This is a genomic window from Pseudomonas hygromyciniae (assembly GCF_016925675.1).
Taxonomy (GTDB): Bacteria; Pseudomonadota; Gammaproteobacteria; order Pseudomonadales; family Pseudomonadaceae; genus Aquipseudomonas; species Aquipseudomonas hygromyciniae.
The window spans coordinates 1,822,006-1,844,104 of the sequence record NZ_CP070506.1; the positions used below are offsets into that span (position 1 = coordinate 1,822,006).

20 protein-coding genes and 1 pseudogene are annotated in these 22,099 nt (G+C 57.6%); 15 read left to right on the plus strand and 6 right to left on the minus strand.

Annotated features, from left to right (window positions below):
- Nucleotides 1-5: 5 nt before the first annotated feature.
- The 4 genes and pseudogenes from fabA to JTY93_RS08100 form a co-directional block, all read right to left on the minus strand.
- Nucleotides 6-521, minus strand: a complete 516-nt coding sequence (gene fabA / locus JTY93_RS08085; protein ID WP_010211704.1) for a 3-hydroxyacyl-[acyl-carrier-protein] dehydratase FabA — start codon at nucleotides 519-521, stop codon at nucleotides 6-8.
- A gap of 248 nt (nucleotides 522-769) precedes the next feature.
- Entirely contained in the window at nucleotides 770-2,671 is a 1,902-nt protein-coding gene (locus JTY93_RS08090) for an ATP-binding protein (protein ID WP_205475578.1), read from the minus strand.
- Nucleotides 2,668-3,580 (minus strand): annotated as a pseudogene (locus tag JTY93_RS08095) (ABC transporter substrate-binding protein). The gene JTY93_RS08090 and the pseudogene JTY93_RS08095 overlap by 4 nt, the downstream one beginning before the upstream one ends.
- 22 nt (nucleotides 3,581-3,602) lie before the next feature.
- The gene (locus tag JTY93_RS08100) at nucleotides 3,603-5,723 is read right to left on the minus strand and encodes a TonB-dependent receptor plug domain-containing protein (protein ID WP_205475577.1); all 2,121 of its coding nucleotides are present in this window, start codon (nucleotides 5,721-5,723) and stop codon (nucleotides 3,603-3,605) included.
- Nucleotides 5,724-5,918: 195 nt separating this feature from the next.
- On the opposite strand from JTY93_RS08100, the gene JTY93_RS08105 reads away from it, so the two are divergent.
- The 14 genes from JTY93_RS08105 (at nucleotide 5,919) to JTY93_RS08165 (ending at nucleotide 19,331) form a co-directional block, all read left to right on the plus strand.
- Nucleotides 5,919-6,944, plus strand: a complete 1,026-nt coding sequence (locus tag JTY93_RS08105; protein ID WP_205475576.1) for an NAD(P)H-dependent glycerol-3-phosphate dehydrogenase — start codon at nucleotides 5,919-5,921, stop codon at nucleotides 6,942-6,944.
- A gap of 10 nt (nucleotides 6,945-6,954) precedes the next feature.
- A complete protein-coding gene (locus JTY93_RS08110) occupies nucleotides 6,955-7,302 on the plus strand; it encodes a DUF4389 domain-containing protein (protein ID WP_029292722.1) in 348 nt (115 codons plus the stop codon).
- Nucleotides 7,299-7,748, plus strand: coding sequence for a phosphohistidine phosphatase SixA (gene sixA / locus JTY93_RS08115; RefSeq protein ID WP_205475575.1), 450 nt, complete (start codon nucleotides 7,299-7,301; stop codon nucleotides 7,746-7,748). The genes JTY93_RS08110 and sixA overlap by 4 nt, the downstream gene beginning before the upstream one ends.
- Nucleotides 7,749-7,969: 221 nt before the next feature.
- Entirely contained in the window at nucleotides 7,970-9,637 is a 1,668-nt protein-coding gene (locus JTY93_RS08120) for an AMP-binding protein (RefSeq protein ID WP_205475574.1), read from the plus strand.
- 30 nt (nucleotides 9,638-9,667) lie between these two features.
- Nucleotides 9,668-10,111 carry a hotdog fold thioesterase gene (locus tag JTY93_RS08125; protein ID WP_169994304.1) on the plus strand — a complete coding sequence of 148 codons (444 nt, stop codon included), beginning with the start codon at nucleotides 9,668-9,670 and terminating at the stop codon, nucleotides 10,109-10,111.
- A gap of 97 nt (nucleotides 10,112-10,208) precedes the next feature.
- Nucleotides 10,209-11,018, plus strand: a complete 810-nt coding sequence (locus JTY93_RS08130) for an alpha/beta fold hydrolase (protein WP_205475573.1) — start codon at nucleotides 10,209-10,211, stop codon at nucleotides 11,016-11,018.
- Nucleotides 11,015-11,869, plus strand: coding sequence for an alpha/beta hydrolase (locus JTY93_RS08135; RefSeq protein ID WP_205475572.1), 855 nt, complete (start codon nucleotides 11,015-11,017; stop codon nucleotides 11,867-11,869). The genes JTY93_RS08130 and JTY93_RS08135 overlap by 4 nt, the downstream gene beginning before the upstream one ends.
- A gap of 102 nt (nucleotides 11,870-11,971) precedes the next feature.
- The gene (locus tag JTY93_RS08140; RefSeq protein WP_205475571.1) at nucleotides 11,972-12,790 is read left to right on the plus strand and encodes a DUF4892 domain-containing protein; all 819 of its coding nucleotides are present in this window, start codon (nucleotides 11,972-11,974) and stop codon (nucleotides 12,788-12,790) included.
- Between the two features lie 72 nt (nucleotides 12,791-12,862).
- On the plus strand, nucleotides 12,863-13,924 hold the full coding sequence (locus JTY93_RS08145; RefSeq protein ID WP_205475570.1) for an AI-2E family transporter: 1,062 nt from the start codon (nucleotides 12,863-12,865) through the stop codon (nucleotides 13,922-13,924).
- Nucleotides 13,925-15,012: 1,088 nt separating this feature from the next.
- Nucleotides 15,013-15,870, plus strand: coding sequence for an McbB family protein (locus tag JTY93_RS08150; RefSeq protein WP_205475569.1), 858 nt, complete (start codon nucleotides 15,013-15,015; stop codon nucleotides 15,868-15,870).
- Complete coding sequence (locus JTY93_RS08155; RefSeq protein ID WP_205475568.1) at nucleotides 15,870-16,676, plus strand: nitroreductase family protein; 807 nt, start codon at nucleotides 15,870-15,872, stop codon at nucleotides 16,674-16,676. Before JTY93_RS08150 ends, JTY93_RS08155 begins: the two co-directional genes overlap by 1 nt.
- Nucleotides 16,677-16,860: 184 nt before the next feature.
- Nucleotides 16,861-17,283, plus strand: a complete 423-nt coding sequence (locus JTY93_RS28930) for a hypothetical protein (RefSeq protein WP_240357300.1) — start codon at nucleotides 16,861-16,863, stop codon at nucleotides 17,281-17,283.
- Nucleotides 17,284-17,287: 4 nt separating this feature from the next.
- Nucleotides 17,288-17,863, plus strand: coding sequence for a hypothetical protein (locus JTY93_RS28935; protein ID WP_240344115.1), 576 nt, complete (start codon nucleotides 17,288-17,290; stop codon nucleotides 17,861-17,863).
- Nucleotides 17,864-18,614: 751 nt separating this feature from the next.
- Nucleotides 18,615-19,331: an AAA family ATPase gene (locus JTY93_RS08165; RefSeq protein WP_205475567.1), complete on the plus strand. Its 717-nt coding sequence runs from the start codon at nucleotides 18,615-18,617 to the stop codon at nucleotides 19,329-19,331.
- On the opposite strand, the gene JTY93_RS08170 is transcribed toward JTY93_RS08165, so the two are convergent.
- Nucleotides 19,300-20,376, minus strand: coding sequence for a HAMP domain-containing protein (locus JTY93_RS08170; protein ID WP_375373784.1), 1,077 nt, complete (start codon nucleotides 20,374-20,376; stop codon nucleotides 19,300-19,302). The two genes, JTY93_RS08165 and JTY93_RS08170, sit on opposite strands and share 32 nt — an antisense overlap.
- On the minus strand, nucleotides 20,376-21,125 hold the full coding sequence (locus JTY93_RS08175) for a response regulator (RefSeq protein ID WP_169994290.1): 750 nt from the start codon (nucleotides 21,123-21,125) through the stop codon (nucleotides 20,376-20,378). Before JTY93_RS08175 ends, JTY93_RS08170 begins: the two co-directional genes overlap by 1 nt.
- Before the next feature lie 266 nt (nucleotides 21,126-21,391).
- On the opposite strand from JTY93_RS08175, the gene pyrF reads away from it, so the two are divergent.
- Entirely contained in the window at nucleotides 21,392-22,090 is a 699-nt protein-coding gene (gene pyrF, locus JTY93_RS08180) for an orotidine-5'-phosphate decarboxylase (protein WP_169994288.1), read from the plus strand.
- Nucleotides 22,091-22,099 lie beyond the last annotated feature (9 nt).

Consider the following 22,099-nt stretch of genomic DNA (forward strand, 5'->3'; position numbering starts at 1 on the left):
AACCCTTAAAAGTTGTCAGTGGAAGTAAACACGCCGACGCGAAGGCCTTCGGCGGTGTAGATCTCGCGACCGTCGACGCTCACCGAACCATCGGCGATGGCCAGGTTCAGCTTGCCCTTGAGGACGCGCTTGATTTGAATGTTGTAGGTGACTTTCTTGGCGGTCGGCAGGACCTGGCCAAAGAACTTCACTTCGCCCGAACCCAGGGCGCGACCGCGGCCCGGCAGGCCTTGCCAGCCGAGGAAGAAGCCGACCAGCTGCCACATGGCATCAAGGCCCAGGCAGCCTGGCATGACCGGATCGCCTTCGAAATGGCAGGCGAAGAACCACAGGTCCGGGGTGATATCCAGCTCGGCGACCAATTCACCTTTGCCGTACTTGCCACCCTCTTCGCTGATATGGGTGATGCGATCCACCATCAGCATGTTCGGGGCGGGCAGTTGCGCGTTACCTGGGCCGAACAGCTCACCGCGACTGCAGCGCAGCAGGTCTTCCCGGGTAAAGGCGTTTTGTTTGGTCATGCGAGCTCCTCAATAATCCCATGCGGCAGGGCCGGGTAAATCTTCCCGACCGACTGAAGCGTGCTTGCCTCACGTCGGCAGCCTACAGGTAGACTATTGCGTTGTAGTGAAAGTCACAGCATCAAGGACATGAATGTACACTTGTGCACTGAAATTTTAAACCGGACTCATTTATAGGCCCGCTCGGGTGCCTAAGACTGCCGCACTTTCGTCTTTCACGCCAGTCGCAGTTGGCTGATGGTGCCCATCTAATGCACCCAGCGTTGCAGGATTTGCTGCAAATCCGTGCGTTTGAACGGCTTGGCCAGGTAATCGTTCATTCCTGCGGCCAGGCATGCTTCGCGATCACCCTGTAGCGCGTTGGCTGTCAGGGCAATGATCGGCAGGTCGGCGCAGCCGGGCAACTGGCGGATCTGGTGCGTCGCTTCATAGCCGTCGATCACCGGCAGCCGGCAATCCATCAGGATCGCCGTGAAAATCAGGCTTTCAGCGCTGCGAATCGCTTCGGCACCATCGGTGGCGATGCTCACCTCGAACCCCAGGCTGCGCAGCATGGCTTCGACCACGGTGCGGTTGACCGGATTGTCCTCCACCAGCAACACATGGCGACCTTCACCGGCGCTGGCTTTGTGCTGGGTGTCCGGGGCGATCTGCGGCAGGCTCTGCTGGTAGATCGCCAGGGGGATTTCCAGGGTGAATACCGAGCCGACGCCTTCCTCGCTAAGGGCACGCAAGGTGCCGCCCATCCGCTCGGCCAGGGTGCGAGCAATCGGCAGGCCCAGACCGGTACCGCCGTAACGCCTGGAAATAGAGCTGTCAGCTTGTTGAAAGGCGTCGAACATCAGTTCCAGGCGTTCGGCCGAGATACCAATCCCGGTGTCGCGCACCGTGCAGGTAAACCACAGCAGTTCAGGGTCCAGGGTTTGCCAGTTGGGCTCGACCGTGACCGTGCCCCGCTCGGTGAATTTCAGCGCATTGCCGATCAGATTCACCAGGATTTGGCGGATTCGTGTCGGGTCGCCCTGTACGCGCAAAGCGTCCATGCCCGGCGGGATCGACAATTCCAGGACCAGCCCGCGTTGTATGGCGCTGTGCTGGAAGGACTGGGCGCAACTGTTGATCAGGTCCACCAGGTTGAACGGAATATGCTCAAGCTCCAGGGCCGAGCGTTCGATACGCGAGAAGTCGAGAATGTCGTTGATGACTTTGAGCAAGTGTTCGGTGGACTCCGAGGCCAGTGCGGCGTACTCGGTCTGCTCGTCTGTCATGGACGTGGTTTCGAGCAGTTGCAGCATACCCAGTACGCCATTCATCGGTGTGCGCAGCTCGTGGCTCATCATCGCCAGGAAGTCGGATTTGGCGCTGTTGGCGCGCTCGGCTTCTTCCCGCGTCTGGATCAATTGGGCCATGGCCTGCTGCTGTTCGCGGCTGGCGTGATGCAGGCCTTCGGCGAGGTTGTTGATATGCCGTGACAGGTCGCCCAGCTCGGAGTCGTCGACAATCGGCAGTGGGGTCTTGTAGTCCCCCTGCTGGATCGCCTTGACCGCATGGCCCATGGCGCTGATCGGTTGCGACAGGCTGGCGGCCAGGCGCCGCGCCAGCAGGAAGGTAAAGAGCAGGGCAAACAGTGCGAGGATCGCGGCCTTGAAGAGGATTTCCTGTTGGCGCTGGCTGAAGGCGTCATTGGACATGCCGACGATCACCCGGCCCAGATAGTCGGCCCGTGGCGCCTTGGGCTGCGCGGTGTTGTCCTGGAAAAAATCGTTGCCCAGCTGGATATGCTGCAGGCGAATCGGTGCCTGGAAGATTTTCACCGACAGCGAGCGGTCGTGCTTTTCCGAGGGCTGCTCCACGTACACCAGGATGTTTTCCGCGCTGTCCTGGATCTCCAGAAAGCGCACATGGGGCGTGGCCAGGGTGGCCCGCAGCAGGCTGTCGAGCACGTCGTTGTTGCCCGAGATCACGCCGTACTCGGTGGCCGGGGCCAGTTGGTTGGCGATCAGTTGGCCGGTGTGGTCCAGTTCCTGGCGCAGATCCTGGATCCGCACGAAGGTAAAGAAGCTGATTAAAAGCAGGGTCAGCAACAGGGCCGGGCCCAGGGTGATGATCTGAGTACGGGTGTTGATATCCCAGCGGCGACGCAAGGTCATGGGTGTTTCTCCCCTTCGGCCAATCGGGTCGCGACGGCGGTTTCGTCCACCTGTTCGATGCCCAGCGAGCGCGCCACTTGCGGGTTGCCCACGACTTTGAAGTGTTCCGGGTACAGCGAGCGCGGCCAACCAGCCGGCGGACGATCGAGCAGGCGGTCGAGTACATTCAGCCAGTCAGCTTGGTCGCTGTAGGTACTGGCCAGGCTGCCGGCCCGCACGAAGCCGGCGTTGGGCCCGATCAGCGGCAATTGCCTGGCGTAGCTGCTCAACAGCAGGTTTTTCACGGTCTTGGGGTTGTAGAGCTGGGGATCATCCAGCCCTAGCAACACATCGCTGCTTTTGAACAGGCTGAGCAGCGGGCGACTGTCGTTAATGTTGTCCCAGTGTTGGGCGACGATTTCCAGACCCAGGGCCTCGGCGTGCTGGCGCAGCTCCGGCAGCAGGAATTCGCTGTCGTTGCCGTACAGCACGCCAATGCGTCGGGCCTGGGGCAGGATATTGGCGATCAGGCGCAACTGCCGGTCCACCGGTGGGTCGCTCCACAGCAGGCTGATCTTGCCGGGCACATGATTGCCCAGGCGCGCGTGGGCTTGCAGGCGGCTGATGCGCAGCACCAGCGTCGCCGGGCCCTGGGTGTCCTGCAGGCGCCAGTCGAGGCTGGGCAGGTCCAGCAGGATCAGGCGGGTGCTGTTCGGCAGTTGGCCGGGGGGCGGGCATGTCTGGCAGGGCCTTGAAAGTGACGCTATCGGCGGGGCGTTGCTCGCGCAGGGCCTGGGTGAATGCCTGCACACCGGGGCCATCTTCGGCGGCGGTCAGCAGGATATCGGCGCTCCACGCGGGCATGGCCCATGCCAGGCTGGCAAGCAGCAGGCAGCTGCGCCAGAACCGGGCGCCAAAGAGGGCGTTCATCCTTGACTGGGCAGGGCTCATGTCAGAACTCTAACTCGGCACTGAAGTAGAGCACATGGCGCTGGTCGTAGTTATTGTCGACATGGGTGGTGGGCTGCTGGTCGAGGCGTTGTTGCAGCATGCCGGCCAGCTCCAGATTGGCCTTGCCCAGGGCGATGCGTTTGGCGACCCGCATGTCGACCCGTTCAAAGCGATATTGATTGAGTGCATCGTTGCCATAATAGAACAGCGCGCTGGACCAGCCCTGTCCCCATTCACGCATCCAGCCGGCCGAACCGCTGTTGCGCGCGGTCTGTTGCCGGTCCAGCGGGTTGCTGGCGTCGGCATCCACATAAGCATAGGTCAGGCGCAGGCGGTCGGCGGTACTCAGGTGCCAGTCCAGTTGGGTCTCGGTACCGGTAAAACGCGAGCTGTTAGTGTTGCTGGCGATGTACTGGTTATTGCGCAAGGGCTCGCTGATCATGCCGGTGATTTCGTCATAGAACAGTTTGACGTCGATGTTCAGCCCGATATCGGCAAAAAAGCCGTTGTAGCCCAGCTCCCGGGAGCGCATCAGTTCCTTGTCGAGATTGCCCGGGCCACGGGTCTTGACGAAATACTGGCCGGAGTTTTGCCCATAGGTGGGGGAGCTGAGGTTGGTGACCTTATAGCTCCAATTGACGTTGTTCTCGAACATGTCCGGCGAGCGAATGGCTTCGGAGTACACCGCCCGCAGGCCGTGGCGCGGGTTGATCAGGTAGTTGACCGCGACCCTGGGCGTCAGCGAGTTGCCGCTCAGGTCGGTGTTTTCGTACATCGCCCCACCCTGCAACAGCCAGTGCTCGCTGGCGCGCCATTCCAGGTGGCCGAACAGGCGCCAGGTGGTGTCGTCCAGCCGGCCATTGAAGTAGGTGTCGGAGTCGGCGCGGTCGTAGCGGTAGTTCATGCCGCTGACCAGGCGCAGGCTGTCGGACAGGCTCAGGGTGTCCTGTATTTCCAGGTCGTAGCGGCTTTCCTTGGTGCTTTGGTCGATGTTGCCGCAGACGCTTTCCTTGCCGCCGCTATTCCATTGTTTCAGGACTTCTTCGGCCAGCGCCTGCTCTGCCGGGGAGCCTTGCGGGGGACTACCGTTTTCATAGTCCTTCATATGCCGCGCCAACTTTTCAGCGTAGTTGGGGTTCATTTGCCACAGTTGCGTCAACTCGGGGCTGAACGAGACTTTGGCATCACAGGCTTTCCAGACCTGGCGCCGATCCCATTGCTGCGCCGAACCCTGGATATACAGGCTGTGGTCGGGATTGAAATCGAAGTTCCAGCGCAGGGAGGCCGCGTAGTCCTTGGCGCTGACGTCGGAATCATTGCCACCATCGGTAATCCCGGCAAACACCGGCTTGTAGGTATAGGGCCGTTGGTTGGTCCCTTCCTTGGCGTTGATTTGCCAGTCAATGCTTTGCTGCTGGTCGAGGGTCTGGCTGACCTTCAGGCTGAAGCGGCTCAGGCGCCGACTGTCGCGGTAATCGGCGCCCACCCGGTCGCTGTCGAAGCCGTCATCCTGTTGCCCGGACAGCGATAGCCGCAGGTTGCCGGTGTCCCAGCCCAGGCCCTGACTGGCATACCAGTCGTTGATCCCGCGCTCGCCCCGGGTCATTTTCATCCGCGTGCCCAGACTGTTGGCTGGTGAGCGGGTGAGGATATTGACCACCGCCATCAGTGCATTGGCCCCGTAGCTGACGGTATTGGGCCCACGGAATACCTCGATTCGCTCGATATCCTCCATGGCGACCGGAATATCGCTCCAGTCCACGGTGGCGAGGCCGGCGCGGTACACCGAGCGGCCATCGATCAGCACCTGCATGCGCCGTGCTTCGCTGGCATTGGTGCCGTGATAATTGACGGCTGCCTGGTTGCCTGAGGTGTAGCCCACCATCATCCCCGGCACCAGGCGCAACAACTCGGCGATATCCCGCGCGCCGCTGGCCTTGATCAGTTCGCTGTCGATCACCGTCATGCTGCCGGGCACGGCGGCGGCCGACTGCTTGAGTCGGGTCGCCGTGAGGACTTGGGGCAGCGGCTGGTTGTCGAGGAACAGATCGTCGGCCAGCAACGGCGTACTGACCAACAGCGCCAGCAACAGAGATGAACGAGAAGGAGGGCCCAAATACACGGAACGGCCTTGATAATTGCGGATAGCCGCCCATGTTAACTGAGGTGGGGGCTTTTGCCAGTCGGCGCTATGGCAATTACTGTGGTCTATTCGGCCATTTTCCGACAAGCGCGGGAAATTAAGTAAGGGCTGGCCGCCGTCAGGCCGGCCCGTATAATGCCGCCATCGCCACTGCTATGGATTAACGGATTGCATATGACTGAACAGCGCCCAATAGCGGTCCTGGGAGGCGGAAGTTTTGGTACCGCCGTGGCTAATCTGCTGGCCGAAAACGGCCATCAGGTGCGTCAGTGGATGCGCGATCCGGAACAGGCCGAGGCCATTCGGGTCAACCGGGAAAACCCCCGTTACCTCAAGGGCATCAAGATTCATGCGGCGGTCACGCCGGTCACGGACCTGCAGGCCACGCTGGATGACTGCGACTTGTGCTTTGTCGCGCTGCCTTCCAGCGCCCTTCGCTCGGTGTTGGCGCCCCATGCCGAACGGCTGTCGGGCAAGATGCTGGTCAGCCTGACGAAGGGCATCGAGGCTCAGACCTTCAAGCTGATGAGCGAAATCCTCGAAGAAATCGCGCCCCAGGCCCGCATCGGCGTGCTCTCCGGGCCGAACCTGGCGCGGGAAGTGGCCGAACACGCCCTGACCGCCACCGTGGTCGCCAGTGAAGACGAGGCGCTGTGCGAACAGGTACAAGCGGTGCTGCATGGCCGCACCTTCCGCGTCTACGCCAGTGCCGACCGCTTTGGCGTGGAACTGGGCGGCGCGTTGAAAAACGTCTACGCCATTATCGCCGGCATGGCGGTGGCCCTGGGCATGGGAGAAAACACCAAGAGCATGCTGATCACCCGCGCGCTGGCGGAAATGACCCGCTTTGCGGTCAACCAGGGCGCCAACCCCATGACCTTCCTTGGCCTGGCCGGGGTGGGCGACCTGATCGTCACCTGTTCGTCGCCCAAAAGCCGCAACTACCAGGTGGGCTTTGCCCTGGGCCAGGGCTTGAGCCTGGAAGATGCCGTCACCCGCCTGGGTGAAGTGGCCGAAGGGGTCAATACCCTCAAAGTGCTCAAGGCCAAGGCCCAGGAAACCGGGGTCTATATGCCGTTGGTCGCCGGCCTGCACGCGATCCTGTTCGAAGGGCGCACTTTGAACCAAGTCATTGAGTTGCTGATGCGTGCCGAGCCCAAGACTGATGTCGACTTTATTTCCACCAGTGGTTTCAACTGAGGAACGCGCGATGAACGATCCCAAAGCAGCACCCAAGTATGAATCTATCGTCCTGCGCATCCTGTGGATGCTGGTGTTTGCCCTGGTCTGGCAAGTGGCGCAGTTTATCCTCGGCGCGTTGGTGGTGGTGCAGTTGATCTACCGCCTGATCTATGGCGCACCGAACCTGGGCCTGATGAACTTTGGCGACAGCCTCAGCCAGTTCCTTGCGCAGATTGGCCGTTTTGGCAGCTTCCACAGCGAGCAGAAACCCTGGCCCTTCGCCGATTGGCCAACCCCGCGCGCGCCGGAGGGCGAGGCCGCCCACAGCGTGCCGCCGGCCCCGCACCCGGTGCGCGATGAGGAGCCCAAGCTATGAAGCTGTGGGTATTGCGCCACGGTGAAGCCGAGTCCCATGCGCCCAGCGACGCCCAACGCAACCTCACCGAACGTGGTCGCGATGAGGTGCTGCGCAGCGCCGCACACCTGATCGACCAGCCCATCAGTGCGATCATCGCCAGCCCCTATGTGCGGGCGCAGCAGACCGCAGAGTTGGTGCGCACGGCGTTGGGCGTTGTGCCAGAGATCCGTACCGTGCCGTGGCTGACGCCTGACAGCAATCCCCAGCAAGTGCTGGAAAAGCTCGACACCGATGACACGGTGCTGCTGGTCAGCCATCAACCGTTGGTGGGCAACCTGATCAGCTTTCTGCAGCACGGGCACCAGCGCCAGCCGCAACCGATGCACACCGCCAGCCTGGCAGAGCTGGAAGGGGACTTTCCGTTGGCGGGGCTGATGAGCCTCAACAGCGTCAAAAACCCCTGATTTTTCAGGCACAACACAATCAACTGTGGGAGCGGGCTTGCTCGCGAATACGGTGTATCAGTCAATGAATAGAGTGGCTGACACTCCGCATTCGCGAGCAAGCCCGCACACACTTATTTGTGTTGTGTCAGCAAGGAACTTGCAGTGCTCCTGTGTGCATGGAATAGTCCACCAAGCAAGTGCTTGGTTGGCTACCATCGGAACACACAGGAGCGCGTCCCATGTCTGTCGCTTTTCGTTTGCCGCTGCAGGTTTTCTTTGAACGTGAGGCGCGCCATCCGCGCCAGCGCTTCCTGGTCCAGCCCATTGGCGGTGGCGAGGTGCAGACCCTCACCTGGGGCGAAGCCGGTCACCAGGCCCGTTGTGCCGCCCATTGGCTGCGCGCGCGGGAACTGCCCCAGGGTTCGCACATTGCCCTGATCTCGAAAAACTGCGCGCACTGGATCATCGCCGACCTGGCGATCTGGATGGCCGGGCATGTCTCGGTGCCGCTGTATCCCAACCTTACCGCCGACTCCGTAGCCCATGTGCTGGAGCACTCCGAGGCAGCGTTGGCGTTTATCGGCAAACTTGACGACTGGCCCGCCATGGCCCCGGGTATCAAGCCTGGGCTGGCCACCATCAGCCTGCCGCTGTGCCCCGAGGGCGAATTCGACTTCACCTGGGCCGACCTGCAAGCCTGTTCGCCGATCCAGGATGATCCTGCACCTGCTGCGACAGACCTGGCCACCATTATCTACACCTCAGGCACCACGGGCCTGCCCAAGGGCGTGATGCACACCTTCGGCGGCCTGGCGTTTGCGGCGACCCGAGGCACCGAGTTGTTCGGCCTGGGGGAGGGCGATCGCCTGCTGTCCTACTTGCCTCTGTGCCATGTGGCCGAGCGCATGTTTGTCGAGATGGCTGCGATTTACACTGGGCAGACGGTGTTTTTCGCCGAAAGCCTCGACACCTTCCTCACCGACCTGCAACGCGCCCGGCCCACGGCCTTGTTCGGTGTGCCGCGGATCTGGACCAAATTCCAGATGGGCGTGTACGGCAAAATCCCGGAAAAACGCCTGGACCTTCTGCTGCGCCTGCCGTTTATCGGCAAGCGCGTCGGGCGTAAAGTCCTCGCCGGCCTTGGGCTGGACGCGGTACGGGTAGCCCTGTCTGGGGCCGCACCGGTACCCGAGGCGCTCCTGCGCTGGTACCAGAGCCTGGGCCTGGATGTGCTGGAGGTGTATGGCATGACCGAAAGCTGCGGCTATTCCCATGTCTGTCGTCCCGGCCAGCAGAAAATCGGCTGGATCGGCCTGCCGTGCCCGGACGTGGAGGTGCGCATTGATCCGGCCGGTGAGGTGCAGGTGCGCAGCGGCGCGACCATGCTCGGTTACTTCAAGGACCCGCAGAAGACCGCCGAGACCCTCACCGAAGACGGCTTTCTGCGTACCGGCGACAAGGGCGAGCAGGATGCCGAAGGCCGCTTGCGCCTGACCGGGCGTCTCAAGGAAATCTTCAAGACCAGCAAGGGCAAGTACGTCGCCCCGGCCCCCATCGAAAATCGCCTGGCAGAGCACGGGCGTATCGAACAGGTGTGCGTGGTTGGCGATGGCCTGAGCGCGCCGATGGGCTTATGCGTGCTGTCTGCGGTGGGCCAACAGGAGGCGGCCGGCGAGGCTCGGCAGTCCTTGCACGGCAGCCTGGAGCGCTTGCTGGAGGAGGTCAACCAGGTGCTGGATAAACATGAGCGCTTGCGTCAACTGGTGGTGGTGAAGGACAGTTGGGCCGTGGAAAACGGCTTTCTGACGCCGACCCTGAAGATCAAGCGCAACGTCATCGAGTCAACCTACGGTCCACAGTTCCAGGCCTGGAGTGCGCGCTCCGAGGCGGTGCTGTGGCAGGATTGAGCATTCAATAAAATCAAGAAGGACACTGCAATGAGCCTGTGGCGCACCGTTCCCGATATCGAGCAAATCAATGCCAGACAGAAAAACACCATTGGTGAAGTGCTGGATATTCGCTTCGAGAGCTTCGACGACCAGTCCCTGACCGCGAGCATGGTGGTCGACCATCGCACCCATCAACCTTATGGGCTGCTGCACGGCGGGGCCTCGGTGGTGTTGGCCGAAACGGTGGGCTCGGTGGCCAGCTACTTGTGCATTGACCCCAGCAAGTTCTATTGCGTGGGCCTGGAAATCAACGCCAACCACCTGCGCGGCCTGCGTTCCGGGCGGGTGACGGCGGTGGCTCGGGCGATCCATATCGGGCGCACCACCCATGTCTGGGACATTCGCCTGACCAGTGACGAGGGCAAGGCCAGCTGTGTGTCGCGCCTGACCATGGCCGTGGTGCCGCTGGGCGAAAACCCGCCGGCGCGATAGGCGTGGCGTGAGTGTCATCATTCCTGGCAGTTACAGTCATTGCTGTAGCGGCCAGGCGTGGGGACAATCGATTTCTGTTTTTGAAGATGGACTGGTTATGTCGCAACATGTGTTTTTCACTCACGCCAATGGCTTCCCTTCGGCGACCTACGGCAAATTGTTCGATGCCCTGGCGCCGGAGTACACGGTGGCGCACCTGTCGCAGCACGGCCACGATCCGCGGTTCCCGGTGGATGACAACTGGCAGAACCTGGTGGACGAACTGATCCATCACCTGGAGCAGCAACCGGAGCCGGTGTGGGGTGTCGGCCATTCACTGGGCGGCGTGTTGCATTTGCACGCGGCCCTGCGCTGCCCGCAGCTGTATCGCGGGGTGGTGATGCTCGATTCGCCGGTGCTGACCCTGGCCGACCGCTGGGTGATCCGCGCGGCCAAGCGCTTTGGCCTGATTGACCGCCTGACCCCCGCCGGTCGTACCCTGGGCCGGCGCGAAGAGTTCAGCGATCTGGATGCTGCCCGCCAGTATTTTTCCGGCAAGACACTGTTCCGCGGCTTTGACCCGGAATGCCTGGAGGCCTATTTGCAACACGGTTTGCACCAGGTGGGCGACCGCCTGCGCCTGCGGTTCGATCCGGCAACGGAAATCAGCATCTACCGGGGCGTGCCGCACACCAGCCCCGGCCAGACCCGCCAATTGAAAGTGCCACTGGCCGTGGTGCGCGGCCGGCAGAGCCGGGTGGTGATGCGCCATCACGCCAGTGGCGTCGCGCGCCTGCCCATGGGTGAGATGCTGACCATGCCTGGCGGCCACATGTTTCCCCTTGAGCGCCCGCAGGACACCGCGACCTTGATCAAGAACCTGTTCACCCGCTGGGAAGCCCGCGAGCGTGAGCGCAGTTGCGCATGACCACACCCGTCGAAGAAGTCCGCTTGAGCCTGCCGCATATCGAGCTGGCGGCCCACCTGTTCGGCCCGGAAGATGGCCTGCCGGTGATCGCCCTGCATGGCTGGCTGGATAACGCCAACAGCTTTGCGCGCCTGGCGCCGAAACTGCAGGGTTTGCGCATTGTTGCCCTGGACATGGCCGGTCACGGCCACTCGGCCCACCGCCCGGCCGGGGCAGGGTATGCCGTTTGGGATTACGTGTTTGATGTGCTGCAAGTGGCCGAGCAACTGGGCTGGAAACGTTTTGCATTACTTGGTCACTCCCTCGGGGCGATTGTCTCCACGGTGTTGGCCGGGGCCTTGCCAGAGCGTGTGACGCACTTGGGGTTGATCGACGGTGTGATCCCGCCGACCGCCACCGGCGAGAATGCCGCCGAGCGCATGGGCATGGCGTTGCAGGCGCAAATCAGCCTGCAAGACAAGCGCAAACCGGTGTACAGCACACTCGACCGTGCGGTGGAGGCGCGGATGAAAGGCGTGGTGGCCGTCAGCCGTGAAGCCGCGGAACTCCTGGCCCAGCGCGGCTTGATGCCGGTGCCGGGCGGCTACACCTGGCGCAGCGACAGTCGCTTGACCCTGGCATCGCCGATGCGCCTGACGGAAGAACAGGCCATGGCCTTCGTGCATCGAGTGGCGTGTCCTACACAGTTGGTGGTGGCACAAGAGGGCATGCTGGCCAAACATCCCGAGCTGCTTTCCCAGCTTCCTTTCACTGTAACCACCCTCGCAGGCGGTCATCATTTGCACCTGAACGACGAGTCGGGGGCGGCTCTTGTTGCAGACTGTTTCAATCGGTTCTTCACCGCGCCTTGACTTGGCGGGGGCAACTGTCGAGGCTGGGCGGATTGAAAGGGAGTCAACCATGAACAATCCGAATATCGCGAAGGCATCCACCGGCCAAGGCGCACCGATCCGATGAGTAGTACCAAGGGAATTATCCGTGTGCTTGGGCTGTGCTGCATCAGCCCGTTGGTTTTCGCTGCTGACCTGCCGGGAAGCCAGGATCTGCCTAGCGTGGCCCGACAGGTGGATGCGCAGATTGTCGACTACCGTCCCGCCGAAGAAAAAGAACGCATCTACCCCATGGGCGCGATCCGCAAGATCAGCGGCCAGTTACGCTACGATGGCCAGGCCACGGCGCGGGGCCAGGTGACAGCCATTACCTATGAACTGCCCGCCGAGCACAGCTCCAGCGCGGCCTTCAAATCCACCCGCGAGGCGTTGCAAGAGCAAGGCGCGCAGTTGCTGTTCTGGTGCCAGGCTCGCGATTGCGGCGAAAGCAGCCTCTGGGCCAACGAAGTGCTGGGCAATGCCAAACTGGTTGGCGCCGATGGCCAGCAGGAGTTCCTGTTAATGCGCCTGGCAGCCCCCCAGGACAATTCCCTGGTGGCGCTTTACGGCATCACTCGTGGCAATCGTCGCGCTTACCTGCATGTGGAACAAATGGACGCCAGCGCGCCACTGGGCCAATTGCTACCCACCTCGGCCACCCTGCTGCGTGAATTGAAAAGTACCGGCGACCTGGATTTTCCGTTGCTGGGAGCAGAGCCTGATGCAACGTGGTTGATCCTGATTTCCCGTGGATTGAACCTCGATACCACCTTGCGGGTCAGTGTGAGCGGGCCTAACGCCGAAGCCTGGCGCCAGGGTCTGATCGACAAGGGCGTGCGTGCGGCGCGATTGGAAACCGGTGCGGGTGAGGCCAAGGGCCTGCATCTGCAAGTGATCCGCTGATTGTTCCAGGGCGAACGGACCCGCGCCGTTCGCCTAAGCTCTCCCTCAACAGACTTCTTTTCGAGAAACCACATGCTCAACAATGATCGCCTGCTGGTGCAGATCCTGCTCCTGGTGCTGTTTGGTGCCAGCTTCTGGGTGATGGCACCGTTCTGGTCGGCGCTGTTCTGGGGCGCGGTGCTGGCGTTTGCCAGTTGGCCGCTGATGCGCCTGTTGACCCGTGCTCTGGGTGGGCGCGAGTCACTGGCAGCGGGGATCCTGACCCTGGGCTGGATGTTGCTGGTGGCGGTGCCGCTGGTGTGGCTGGGCTTCAACCTGGCCGACCATGTGCGCGACGCCGTGGCGCTGATCAAGGATATTCAGGTCGACGGCCTGCCCGAGGCACCCAACTGGTTGGGCTCCATCCCGTTTGTGGGGGAGCGGCTGGTAGGCATGTGGGACAGCATCGACCAGCAGGGCGCGGCCTTGATGGTCACAATCAAGCCGTACCTGGGGCAGGTCGGCAACTGGTTGCTGGCCCGAAGCGCGCAGATCGGCGGCGGCATCCTGGAACTGACTCTGAGCCTGGTGTTTGTGTTCTTTTTCTACCGCGACGGGCCGCGCCTGGCGATGTTCGTCCACCGCCTCCTGGAGCGCTTGATTGGTGAGCGTGCCGGTTACTACATCGACCTGGTGGCCGGCACGGTACAGCGGGTGGTCAACGGCGTGATCGGCACCGCCGCCGCCCAGGCGCTGCTGGCACTGATTGGCTTCCTGATCGCCGGAGTGCCTGGGGCGCTGGTACTGGGTATCGTCACCTTCCTGCTGAGCCTGATCCCCATGGGACCGCCGCTCGTCTGGATCCCGGCCACCGCCTGGCTGGTGTGGAAGGGCGACTACACCTACGCAGTGTTCCTCGGCGTCTGGGGCACGTTCATCATCAGCGGTGTGGACAACGTGCTCAAACCGTACCTGATCAGCCGCGGCGGCAACCTGCCGCTGGTGATCGTGTTGTTGGGGGTATTTGGTGGGTTGATTGCGTTTGGCTTTATCGGCTTGTTTATCGGGCCGACATTGTTGGCGGTGGCATATAGCCTGTTAACCGATTGGAGCGCGAGTCAGGCGCAGGTTCGCCGGGAAGACAAGGTGGGCTAGCACCTATCCACATAGGGGCGTTGCAGCAGCCTGGAACGTGCTGTGGACCGCTGGTTTTCTGTGGCGAGCGGGCTTGCCCCGCGCTGGGTGGCGAAGCCGCCCCAATAGCCTCATCACGTTGTGCTAGGTACACCGAGGTGGTTGGTGTTGGGGCTTCTGCGCAGCCCTGCGGGGGACTAGCCCTCTAGCCAAAGGTTCTGGGTAGCCACATTTTTGCTGTCAAGCCGCCGCTCAAGCGTTTCACGACAGAGGGCTTTGCGTATCTGGAGCAATATTATCGGGAACTGATCAATGGCTCGCTTTGAAAGCTAGCCCGCAAATGAAATTATCCTTGCCTCGCGCCTCCCCCCGCAACCTGCCATTTCCTACAAATTTCTGCTGTTAAGCATGCTCTTCTATGCTGCAAAACTTCATGTGATGATTATTTTCTAGCACCTAGTACCGTTGTTGAAACGACGCTTAGTGATACCGTTTGTCGGTTTTTCTGTGGATTTTACGGAGTGTTTTATTACTTCCTACAAAGCATTAAGGTTTGTGGTGGGGTATCTGTATAGCGGAGGGGTTAGGTAAATTATTAATTATTAAAAGTATTTTTTTAGCTTTCGCTGATTGGGTTTTATACAGTTCAGAAAGGTCTGATTTTTACGTGGGAATCTACTTATATTTAAATAAATAAAATCCTACGCTCCGCTTTTTCGATATTTGAATTTAACTCAGAAAGAACTAACTTGATTTTACCACCCTATATCGGGTGATGGAAATCGACATTTCATTAGTTTGGAGAGTCAAAATGAAAAGTGAAAGCTTGGGCGAAGCTGTTTTTAGCTTCAGTGATGATTTTGGATTTGATTCGCTCTCTTGCGCTGCTGGAGCCTCTGGCAGTGCGGGTGGCTGTGGTGGCAGTGGTGGATGCGGCGGAGGTGGAGGGTGCAGCGGAGGTAGCGGCGGATGCGGTGGCTGTGGAGGGAATGCAATCGCCCCCGAACTGTCCCCAGATGAATAGTGATTAAAGAAGTAACTTAAGGGCGTTGTGGAGGTTTTTAGCTTTATCGTTTATTTAAAAACCTCCATTAAAAAGGGAGCCTGAGATGAACATCAATATACCTAGTTATGAAATATTAAACTTAGAGTCTGAGGACTTGGTTGTTTCGGAAGTAGGGATATCCAGAATTCACTCTAAACCGTTGTTGAGTGCGCTGAGGAAGTTAAGCGGTCACTCGGTGATGGCGGTGGATGAAGTCAGTGAGATTTTTTCTGAGTATGGATTGGTACCAAGCTGTGCCTTTGATTTTTTAGAGGCAGCAGTGGGAATGCGGCGGGATGTAGGAGAGATGTTTTTTGAAAAAACAATTTTTGTTTCTGACTGGAATGGGAAGGTGGAGCTCGAAAAGTTGTTAAGGTCAGAGCTTTCAACATGCTTTGAGTTTAGGGGGTTTTCGGATGATCTCCTGTCTTTAGTGGCGGGAAAGCAGTACTTTATAGTGTTGTTGTGCGAGTCTTATGATTATCACGCAATAAAACAGATTTATTTTGAGCTGGCTATAGCTGCCCCGGAGAGCGCGATAAGTGTTTGTCATCGAATGGGAGATGTTTTTTGTATTGGGCAACCTTATATGCGGAGCATCGGAAATCCGTGTCATTTCTGCAGTGTTGACAAAATAACAAATAGTGAGCGAATTAGTCCTGCAAGAAATAGTTGGGCGAAACTCATGGAGATTTGTAGGGTTAATCACATAGAGGTCCCATCTAAATCGCTTACTCTGTATCAGGAAATTGTCACAATAGGAGCGATCATTCGAAAGGTGAAATTTTATACTGAGTTGGGAAATTCAAAGCTGTATCAGGACAATATACTGCAGGCATCCTATCTCAATTTGGTGAATGGGGTGGTGACTGAAGATGTCTGTGTTCATTGGTATATGTGTGACTGTCTGAGTGTGGCATAATGAAAAATATTCCTCATGACTACTATTTGAAATTTGTAAATCCATCTGTCTATGATGAGGTTCTTGACTTTCATAGTAGTGGTAACTACACCATTCATGAAGCATTTCAGCGGCGTACTTGTTTGCACTCTATTAGTGATGAGAATATTGTGCAATTAACAGGCAATGAATTAAGGCTTTACGCTGATATGGACCTGACTTTTCCAGTGAGTGCCAGTAGTTATGAAGGGTTAAGTTGTTTGTATAGAAATGAATCTTGTGAGCATTTTTTACCATCAGAGATAGATTTTTCAATTGTTGAGAAACTAGTAGGGCCCTTGCTTTCAAGGAATAAAGAATCTTACAAGAGAGGCTACCCAAGCGGGGGCGCTCTTTATCCCGTTGAGGTTTTTATTTGTTCGCTGTTTGAGGGGAATCATAGTTGGCCGTATTCGGGAAAAGTTCTTCATTTGTTACCGAATTCAGGTAGGTTCGAAGTTGTGCAGTCTGCAGTAAACGTTGATCAATTAAAAAAATCACTTTTAACGGTGTCTCAGAGTGTTGGATGTCCAAGTTTTGCGCTTATTTATATGGTGTATCTGCCAAAGGTTATTTTTAAATACCGTTATCGTGGGTATCGCTTGGCTCTTATGGAGGTTGGTTCTATTTATATGCTCGTCGAGTTGCGAGCCAAGTCTTTAGGGTTGGTGTGTCGGCTATGGTCAGGGTATACAGATACCATGCTGAGCAAGAGTTTGGGTCTCAATCCTGCCATGTTTCTACCAATGTGTGTCCACTTTGTAGGTGAAGCACATGAATCTATTTAATCTAATGGGTAAGCCAGGGCTTCCTAATATTTTGGCCTTTCAGCCTGCAGGGTTGCTCGGTTTCCCGAGTTCAGTATAGGTAACAGATCGTTGGTCAAATACTGGGTCCGGAGTAGGGGGAGGGACAAACTCAATTAGGACTGCTTTAGGTGAGTACTTTGAGCGTCGTCACTTCTATAAGGAAATAGTCTCAAAAGACTGTGCATTGCTCAGTGAGTTTTTAGGAGAGGCTGAGGTTAAATGTTTTGTAAAGGTTTTTTTGCAGACGACTTCCAGAAAAATGTCAAGTGAGTGTGTTGAGGGTCATAGGTTCGAAATGTCTAAAGTGGTTCGGATTTCTGATTTTTCAACCTGTTATATCCCGGCTGTTTTCATATCTTTATCTTGGCATGGATTGGAAAAGGATAGTCCGATCTATCCGCTTCGGGATACTTGTGGTTGTAGTTTTCATTGGGATCCGGAGGTGGCCTTTTTTGGGGCTATTAAAGAGCATATGGAAAGGCAGTTTTTACTAAGATTCTGGCTCACCAAAAAATGCAACTCATTAGTTTGCGAGAGGCAAGTCAAAAGTCTTCTGGAAAACAAAAAAATCTCTGGCGCTATATGAGGCTTTGTCTGGTGCTGGTGAGGTTTCTGTATTAGATATTTCCGATCATGCTTTTCCTGGTGTTTGTATTCTCACTGTTTATGGGCAACGTAAAGAGGGGCATCATGTGCGTTACTGTGCGGGAATGTCCTTCGCTTCAGGTGCTGGGGAAGCGATTGAAAAGTCATTGTTTGAGTTGTGGCAGACATTTCGATTTGTAGATCTTTTTGTATCCTTAAAGTCGGACGAAAGAAAAATCAAGGACGCCTATTTGCGGCATTTTTTAAAATGTAATTCATATGCGACCTATCTGGAAGTTACAGATGTGCTGGTTTCTTCGGTAAGCAATAATGTTTCTGAGCACAGGTTTGATTTTTTAGGCCTGCGTTCAGCATTAAGTAGCGAAAAAATTACAGGTTATTTGTATTCTAATGTCTCTGTTGTAGAGGGTGTACGATGCGTTTTTTGTAAGTACATTTCGCCAGATTTGTTTATGCATATGAATAATGCACAGGGGGTAAATATCGAAAACAAATACAGTGAAGTATTCAAGGATTCTATAGTGCAGGATAGGTTAAGGGTGATGGTGCCATTTCCTTGAGGTGAATTATGCGCGCTAACTTAATATCAAAGTCCTTATCGTTGGCAGGGCTTTTAATAAAGGAACAAGTCAAGGAGCCCCTTGCGTTGTTCTGGATTGTCGTGTCTCCCGGAGTGGTTTTTTATTTGCTGAGCTATTCGAGAGGTCTCATATATTCAGCATCAAGCGACTATTTGTCCAGCACGTCTTGGTTTTATGCTTATGTGGCTTCCAGTGTCGCATTGTTTGGGTTCGCGTTTTACATTGTGGGGCGTAGGGAGAGCGGCTTTGTTAGGTCATTTATTTATACCTTTCGTAGCAAATTTATTTTTATGTTGGGGCAATTTATAGCTTGTTCATTTATGTCTTTGGTATATTGTGCTGTTTTTTACGCGATTACACATATTGTTTTTGGTCCAGTGAGTCTTGTAGAGTTTTGTATTGTGCTCGTCAGATTTTATGTGTGTTTTGTCCTGTTTTCTACATTCGCTCTGTTATTGACGTTGATTCCGATCAGTTTCCAGAATGCGAGTACATTATTTTCCGTCGTGTCATTTGCCATGCTGGTAGTCGGTGTGGCGGGGATGAACTCGTCTCTGCCGTTAATGACGGTTGTCAGTTTTTTCAATCCGCTGTGGTGGGCGAATAGAATAATGATGGAGGGGGTTGGTCAACTGAGATTTTTAGTCGCTGTTATAGTTATATTGTATGTGGCGGTCTTTTTGATTTCCGTTAGACGTTTGCTTGTGACACCCGTTTGGAGTCGCTACTGATGAGAAGGTTTTCTGCGCAAGCCATTGACTTTAAATATGCGGGTCATACCGTATTTAAAGATGCATCAATGAAAGTCGAGTCCGGCTCAATTTCAGGACTTCTAGGGCCAAATGGTTCTGGTAAGACTACTTTTTTTGATATTGTTTGCAGTTTAAGGAGTGTTGATAGTGGCGCGATTACGGATGAGTTTTCGAGTCGAGTTTATTTGTCGCAGGTGATTTCGACGCCTGCTGTATTTCGCATGTCTGATATTTTTAAAATGATTACCCTGTTTTGCTCCGAAAAAAAAATCACTAAAGAAGAGTCTCTCGAGAAGCTGGAGTTGTGGAGTCCGACGTTAGTTGACCGTTATTTGAGTATCTGGGACAAAAAGTCATCTCTTTGCAGTTATGGCGAAAAGCGCTGGTTTTTTACTTTGTCTTTGCTGTCTGTTGCGGCAGACTTTGTGATTCTTGATGAGCCTACGGCGGGTGTTGATCCGGAGTTTCGATATCACATATGGAAGTGTCTGCGGGGTGCTGCAAACGAAGGCGCGGCAATTTTGATCTCATCGCATAACGTTGAGGAGGTAGCCAGTAATTGTGACGATTTTTACATGCTTGCTCAGCAACGGTTTAACCATTTTACTAATGCTGTGAGCTTTATGAGCCACTACGATGCAACTACGTTAGATGAAGCTTTTATCACGGCGGTAAACATACGGAGTCCCTTATAGAGGCTGGCTTCTGGGTAGCCCTAGCACCGCCGTCAGTCCGCCACCCGGTGTTTCCTCCAGATGTAGCCGGCCCCCCCAACCGCTCAACCGCCTCCTTGGCAATGGTCATCCCCAACCCCACGCCCCCCGGAATTGCGATTGCGCGAGCCTTCCAGGCGGAAAAAACGGTTCGAATACCGCCTCGCGTTGTTCGGCAGCAATCCCCGGCCCATGGTCGATTACCCGAATCACCAACGCCTGGGGGGCTGTCCTGCAGTTCGATGCGGGCCGTACCGGCATAGCGCAGGGCGTTATCGATCAAGTTGTTCAGGCACGAACGCAAGGCCATGGGCTGCACTCGCAACGGCGTGCTTTGGCCCTGGCACTGCACGTCTGCTCCCTGGTCCTGGGCGTTTTCGCTCAGGGACTGCACGAGTGCCTGCACGTCCAGCCACTGCCGGCTTTCGCTGGTGCGTTGCTCGTGCAGGTAGCTCAAGGTGGCGTCGAGCATGCCGATCATGTCGTTCAGGTCCTGGCGCATCTGGCCCTGCAGGCGTAGATCGTCGATCTGCTCCAGGCGCAGCTTGAGCCGTGACAGAGGGGTGCGCAGGTCGTGGGAAACCGCGCCAAGCATGCGGGCGCGCTGACTGACTTGTTCGCGGATGCGTCGCTGCATCAGGTTGAAGGTCGAGGCGGCCTGGCGGGCTTCACGCGGGCCGGATTCGTCCAGGGGCGGGCTGTCCAGGTCCACACTCAAACGCTCGGCCGCTGCGCTCAAGCGCTGGATCGGGCGGCTGAGCAGTTTGGCGCCAAACCACGCGGCGATGATCAGCGAGATAAATTGGAAGGTCAGCGGCACCACCGGGCCACCGAACCAGGGTCGTCGATGTGCCTGGGGCGCAGCCTGCAAGGAGCCGTCCGCCTGCTCGATCATGACGTCGACGGGCGGTGGTGGCGGCGGGCCGTAGTGGTGAAACCAAAAGAACGCCAGCACATGGGCCAGCACAATGGCTACCAGCAGCACTCCGAACAGGCGGCCAAACAAGGTGTTGAAGGCGCTGCGCATCAGCCGATGTCCCGCGCGTCGAACAGGTAGCCTTCGCCGCGCACGGTCTTGATCAGTTGCGGGGCCTTGGGGTCGTCTCCCAATTTCTGGCGCAGGCGCGAGACCAGCAGGTCGATGCTGCGATCAAAGGCTTCGATCGAGCGCCCACGGGCCGCATCCAGCAATTGTTCGCGGCTGAGCACCCGGCGCGGGCGCTCGATGAACACCCACAGCAAACGGAATTCGGCGTTGGACAGCGGCACCACCAGGCCATCATCCGCCACCAGTTGGCGCAGCACGCTGTTGAGGCGCCAATTGTCGAAGCGGATGTTGGTGCGTTGCTCGGTGCGGTCATCGCGCACCCTGCGCAGGATGGTCTGGATCCGTGCCACCAACTCCCGAGGCTCGAAAGGTTTGGACATGTAATCGTCAGCGCCCAATTCCAGACCGATGATGCGATCAGTGGGCTCGCAGCGCGCGGTCAGCATCAGGATCGGGATATCTGATTCGGCCCGCAGCCAACGGCAAATCGACAAGCCATCTTCGCCGGGCAGCATCAGGTCGAGCACCACCACATCAAAGGTCTCGGCCTGCATGGCCAGGCGCATGGCGGCGCCGTCGGTCACACCACTAGCGAGAATATTGAAGCGGGCCAGGTAATCGATCAGCAGTTCGCGGATTGGCACATCGTCGTCGACGATCAGCGCGCGGGTGTTCCAGCGCTTGTCCTCGGTGGCAAGTTCATGGGGCAGGGCGGAAGGGGTATGCATGGTGCGATCATCTGCCTGGTTGGCCGCCCGGCCCAAGGGTCGCGGCGGGGTAATTGCGTGAGCATGGGCGCCGTGTCGGGGCGTGCGGGCGAGGCTACTGCCGTGGCATGTTGCAGGCGTGTCGTGAATGTATCGGCTTTGAAATATTAGCCGGTTATCCCAGAAAAATAGGCGCTAGCCGAGGATTTACCGATCATCGGATCCCGCAAAGCCGCTGCTTGCGCTACAATCCGCGCCGATTTCGACTTGCCTGAGAGCCCATTCCAATGTCCGTCTGCCAGACTCCTATCATCGTCGCCCTGGATTACCCCACCCGTGACGCCGCACTGAAGCTGGCTGACCAGTTGGACCCCAAGCTCTGCCGGGTCAAGGTCGGCAAGGAGCTGTTCACCAGTTGCGCCGCAGAAATCGTCGGTACCCTGCGTGACAAGGGCTTCGAGGTGTTCCTCGACCTGAAATTCCACGATATCCCCAACACCACCGCGATGGCGGTCAAGGCTGCCGCCGAGATGGGCGTGTGGATGGTCAATGTCCACTGTTCCGGCGGCCTGCGCATGATGGCTGCGTGCCGTGAGGTGCTGGAGCAACGCAGCGGCCCCAAACCGTTGCTGATCGGTGTGACCGTGCTGACCAGCATGGAGCGTGAAGACCTGGCCGGCATCGGCCTGGATATCGAGCCCCAGGAGCAAGTGCTGCGTCTGGCGGCCCTGGCGCAGAAGGCAGGCCTTGATGGTCTGGTCTGCTCGGCGCTGGAAGCCCAGGCGTTGAAGGCTGCCCATCCGACGTTGCAATTGGTGACGCCAGGGATTCGTCCGGCGGGCAGTGCCCAGGACGACCAGCGTCGTATCCTCACGCCGCGCCAGGCGCTGGATGCGGGTTCTGATTATTTGGTGATTGGTCGCCCGATCAGCCAGGCGGCTGATCCGGCCAAGGCCTTGGCGGCAGTGGTCGCCGAAATCGCCTGATGCCCTTGG

What these genes read in the sequence shown, in the direction of transcription:
- JTY93_RS08140 (WP_205475571.1), top strand. Translation starts at nt 11,972, where the DNA reads ATGAGTAGTACCAAGGGAATTATCCGTGTGCTTGGGCTGTGCTGCATC.
- JTY93_RS08135 (WP_205475572.1), top strand. Translation starts at nt 11,015, where the DNA reads ATGACCACACCCGTCGAAGAAGTCCGCTTGAGCCTGCCGCATATCGAG.
- JTY93_RS08175 (WP_169994290.1), bottom strand. Translation starts at nt 21,125, where the DNA reads ATGCATACCCCTTCCGCCCTGCCCCATGAACTTGCCACCGAGGACAAG.
- JTY93_RS08110 (WP_029292722.1), top strand. Translation starts at nt 6,955, where the DNA reads ATGAACGATCCCAAAGCAGCACCCAAGTATGAATCTATCGTCCTGCGC.
- JTY93_RS08090 (WP_205475578.1), bottom strand. Translation starts at nt 2,671, where the DNA reads ATGACCTTGCGTCGCCGCTGGGATATCAACACCCGTACTCAGATCATC.
- JTY93_RS08155 (WP_205475568.1), top strand. Translation starts at nt 15,870, where the DNA reads ATGAAAAATATTCCTCATGACTACTATTTGAAATTTGTAAATCCATCT.
- JTY93_RS08105 (WP_205475576.1), top strand. Translation starts at nt 5,919, where the DNA reads ATGACTGAACAGCGCCCAATAGCGGTCCTGGGAGGCGGAAGTTTTGGT.
- fabA (WP_010211704.1), bottom strand. Translation starts at nt 521, where the DNA reads ATGACCAAACAAAACGCCTTTACCCGGGAAGACCTGCTGCGCTGCAGT.
- pyrF (WP_169994288.1), top strand. Translation starts at nt 21,392, where the DNA reads ATGTCCGTCTGCCAGACTCCTATCATCGTCGCCCTGGATTACCCCACC.
- JTY93_RS08120 (WP_205475574.1), top strand. Translation starts at nt 7,970, where the DNA reads ATGTCTGTCGCTTTTCGTTTGCCGCTGCAGGTTTTCTTTGAACGTGAG.
- JTY93_RS08170 (WP_375373784.1), bottom strand. Translation starts at nt 20,376, where the DNA reads ATGCGCAGCGCCTTCAACACCTTGTTTGGCCGCCTGTTCGGAGTGCTG.
- JTY93_RS08125 (WP_169994304.1), top strand. Translation starts at nt 9,668, where the DNA reads ATGAGCCTGTGGCGCACCGTTCCCGATATCGAGCAAATCAATGCCAGA.
- sixA (WP_205475575.1), top strand. Translation starts at nt 7,299, where the DNA reads ATGAAGCTGTGGGTATTGCGCCACGGTGAAGCCGAGTCCCATGCGCCC.
- JTY93_RS08165 (WP_205475567.1), top strand. Translation starts at nt 18,615, where the DNA reads ATGAGAAGGTTTTCTGCGCAAGCCATTGACTTTAAATATGCGGGTCAT.
- JTY93_RS08150 (WP_205475569.1), top strand. Translation starts at nt 15,013, where the DNA reads ATGAACATCAATATACCTAGTTATGAAATATTAAACTTAGAGTCTGAG.
- JTY93_RS08145 (WP_205475570.1), top strand. Translation starts at nt 12,863, where the DNA reads ATGCTCAACAATGATCGCCTGCTGGTGCAGATCCTGCTCCTGGTGCTG.
- JTY93_RS08130 (WP_205475573.1), top strand. Translation starts at nt 10,209, where the DNA reads ATGTCGCAACATGTGTTTTTCACTCACGCCAATGGCTTCCCTTCGGCG.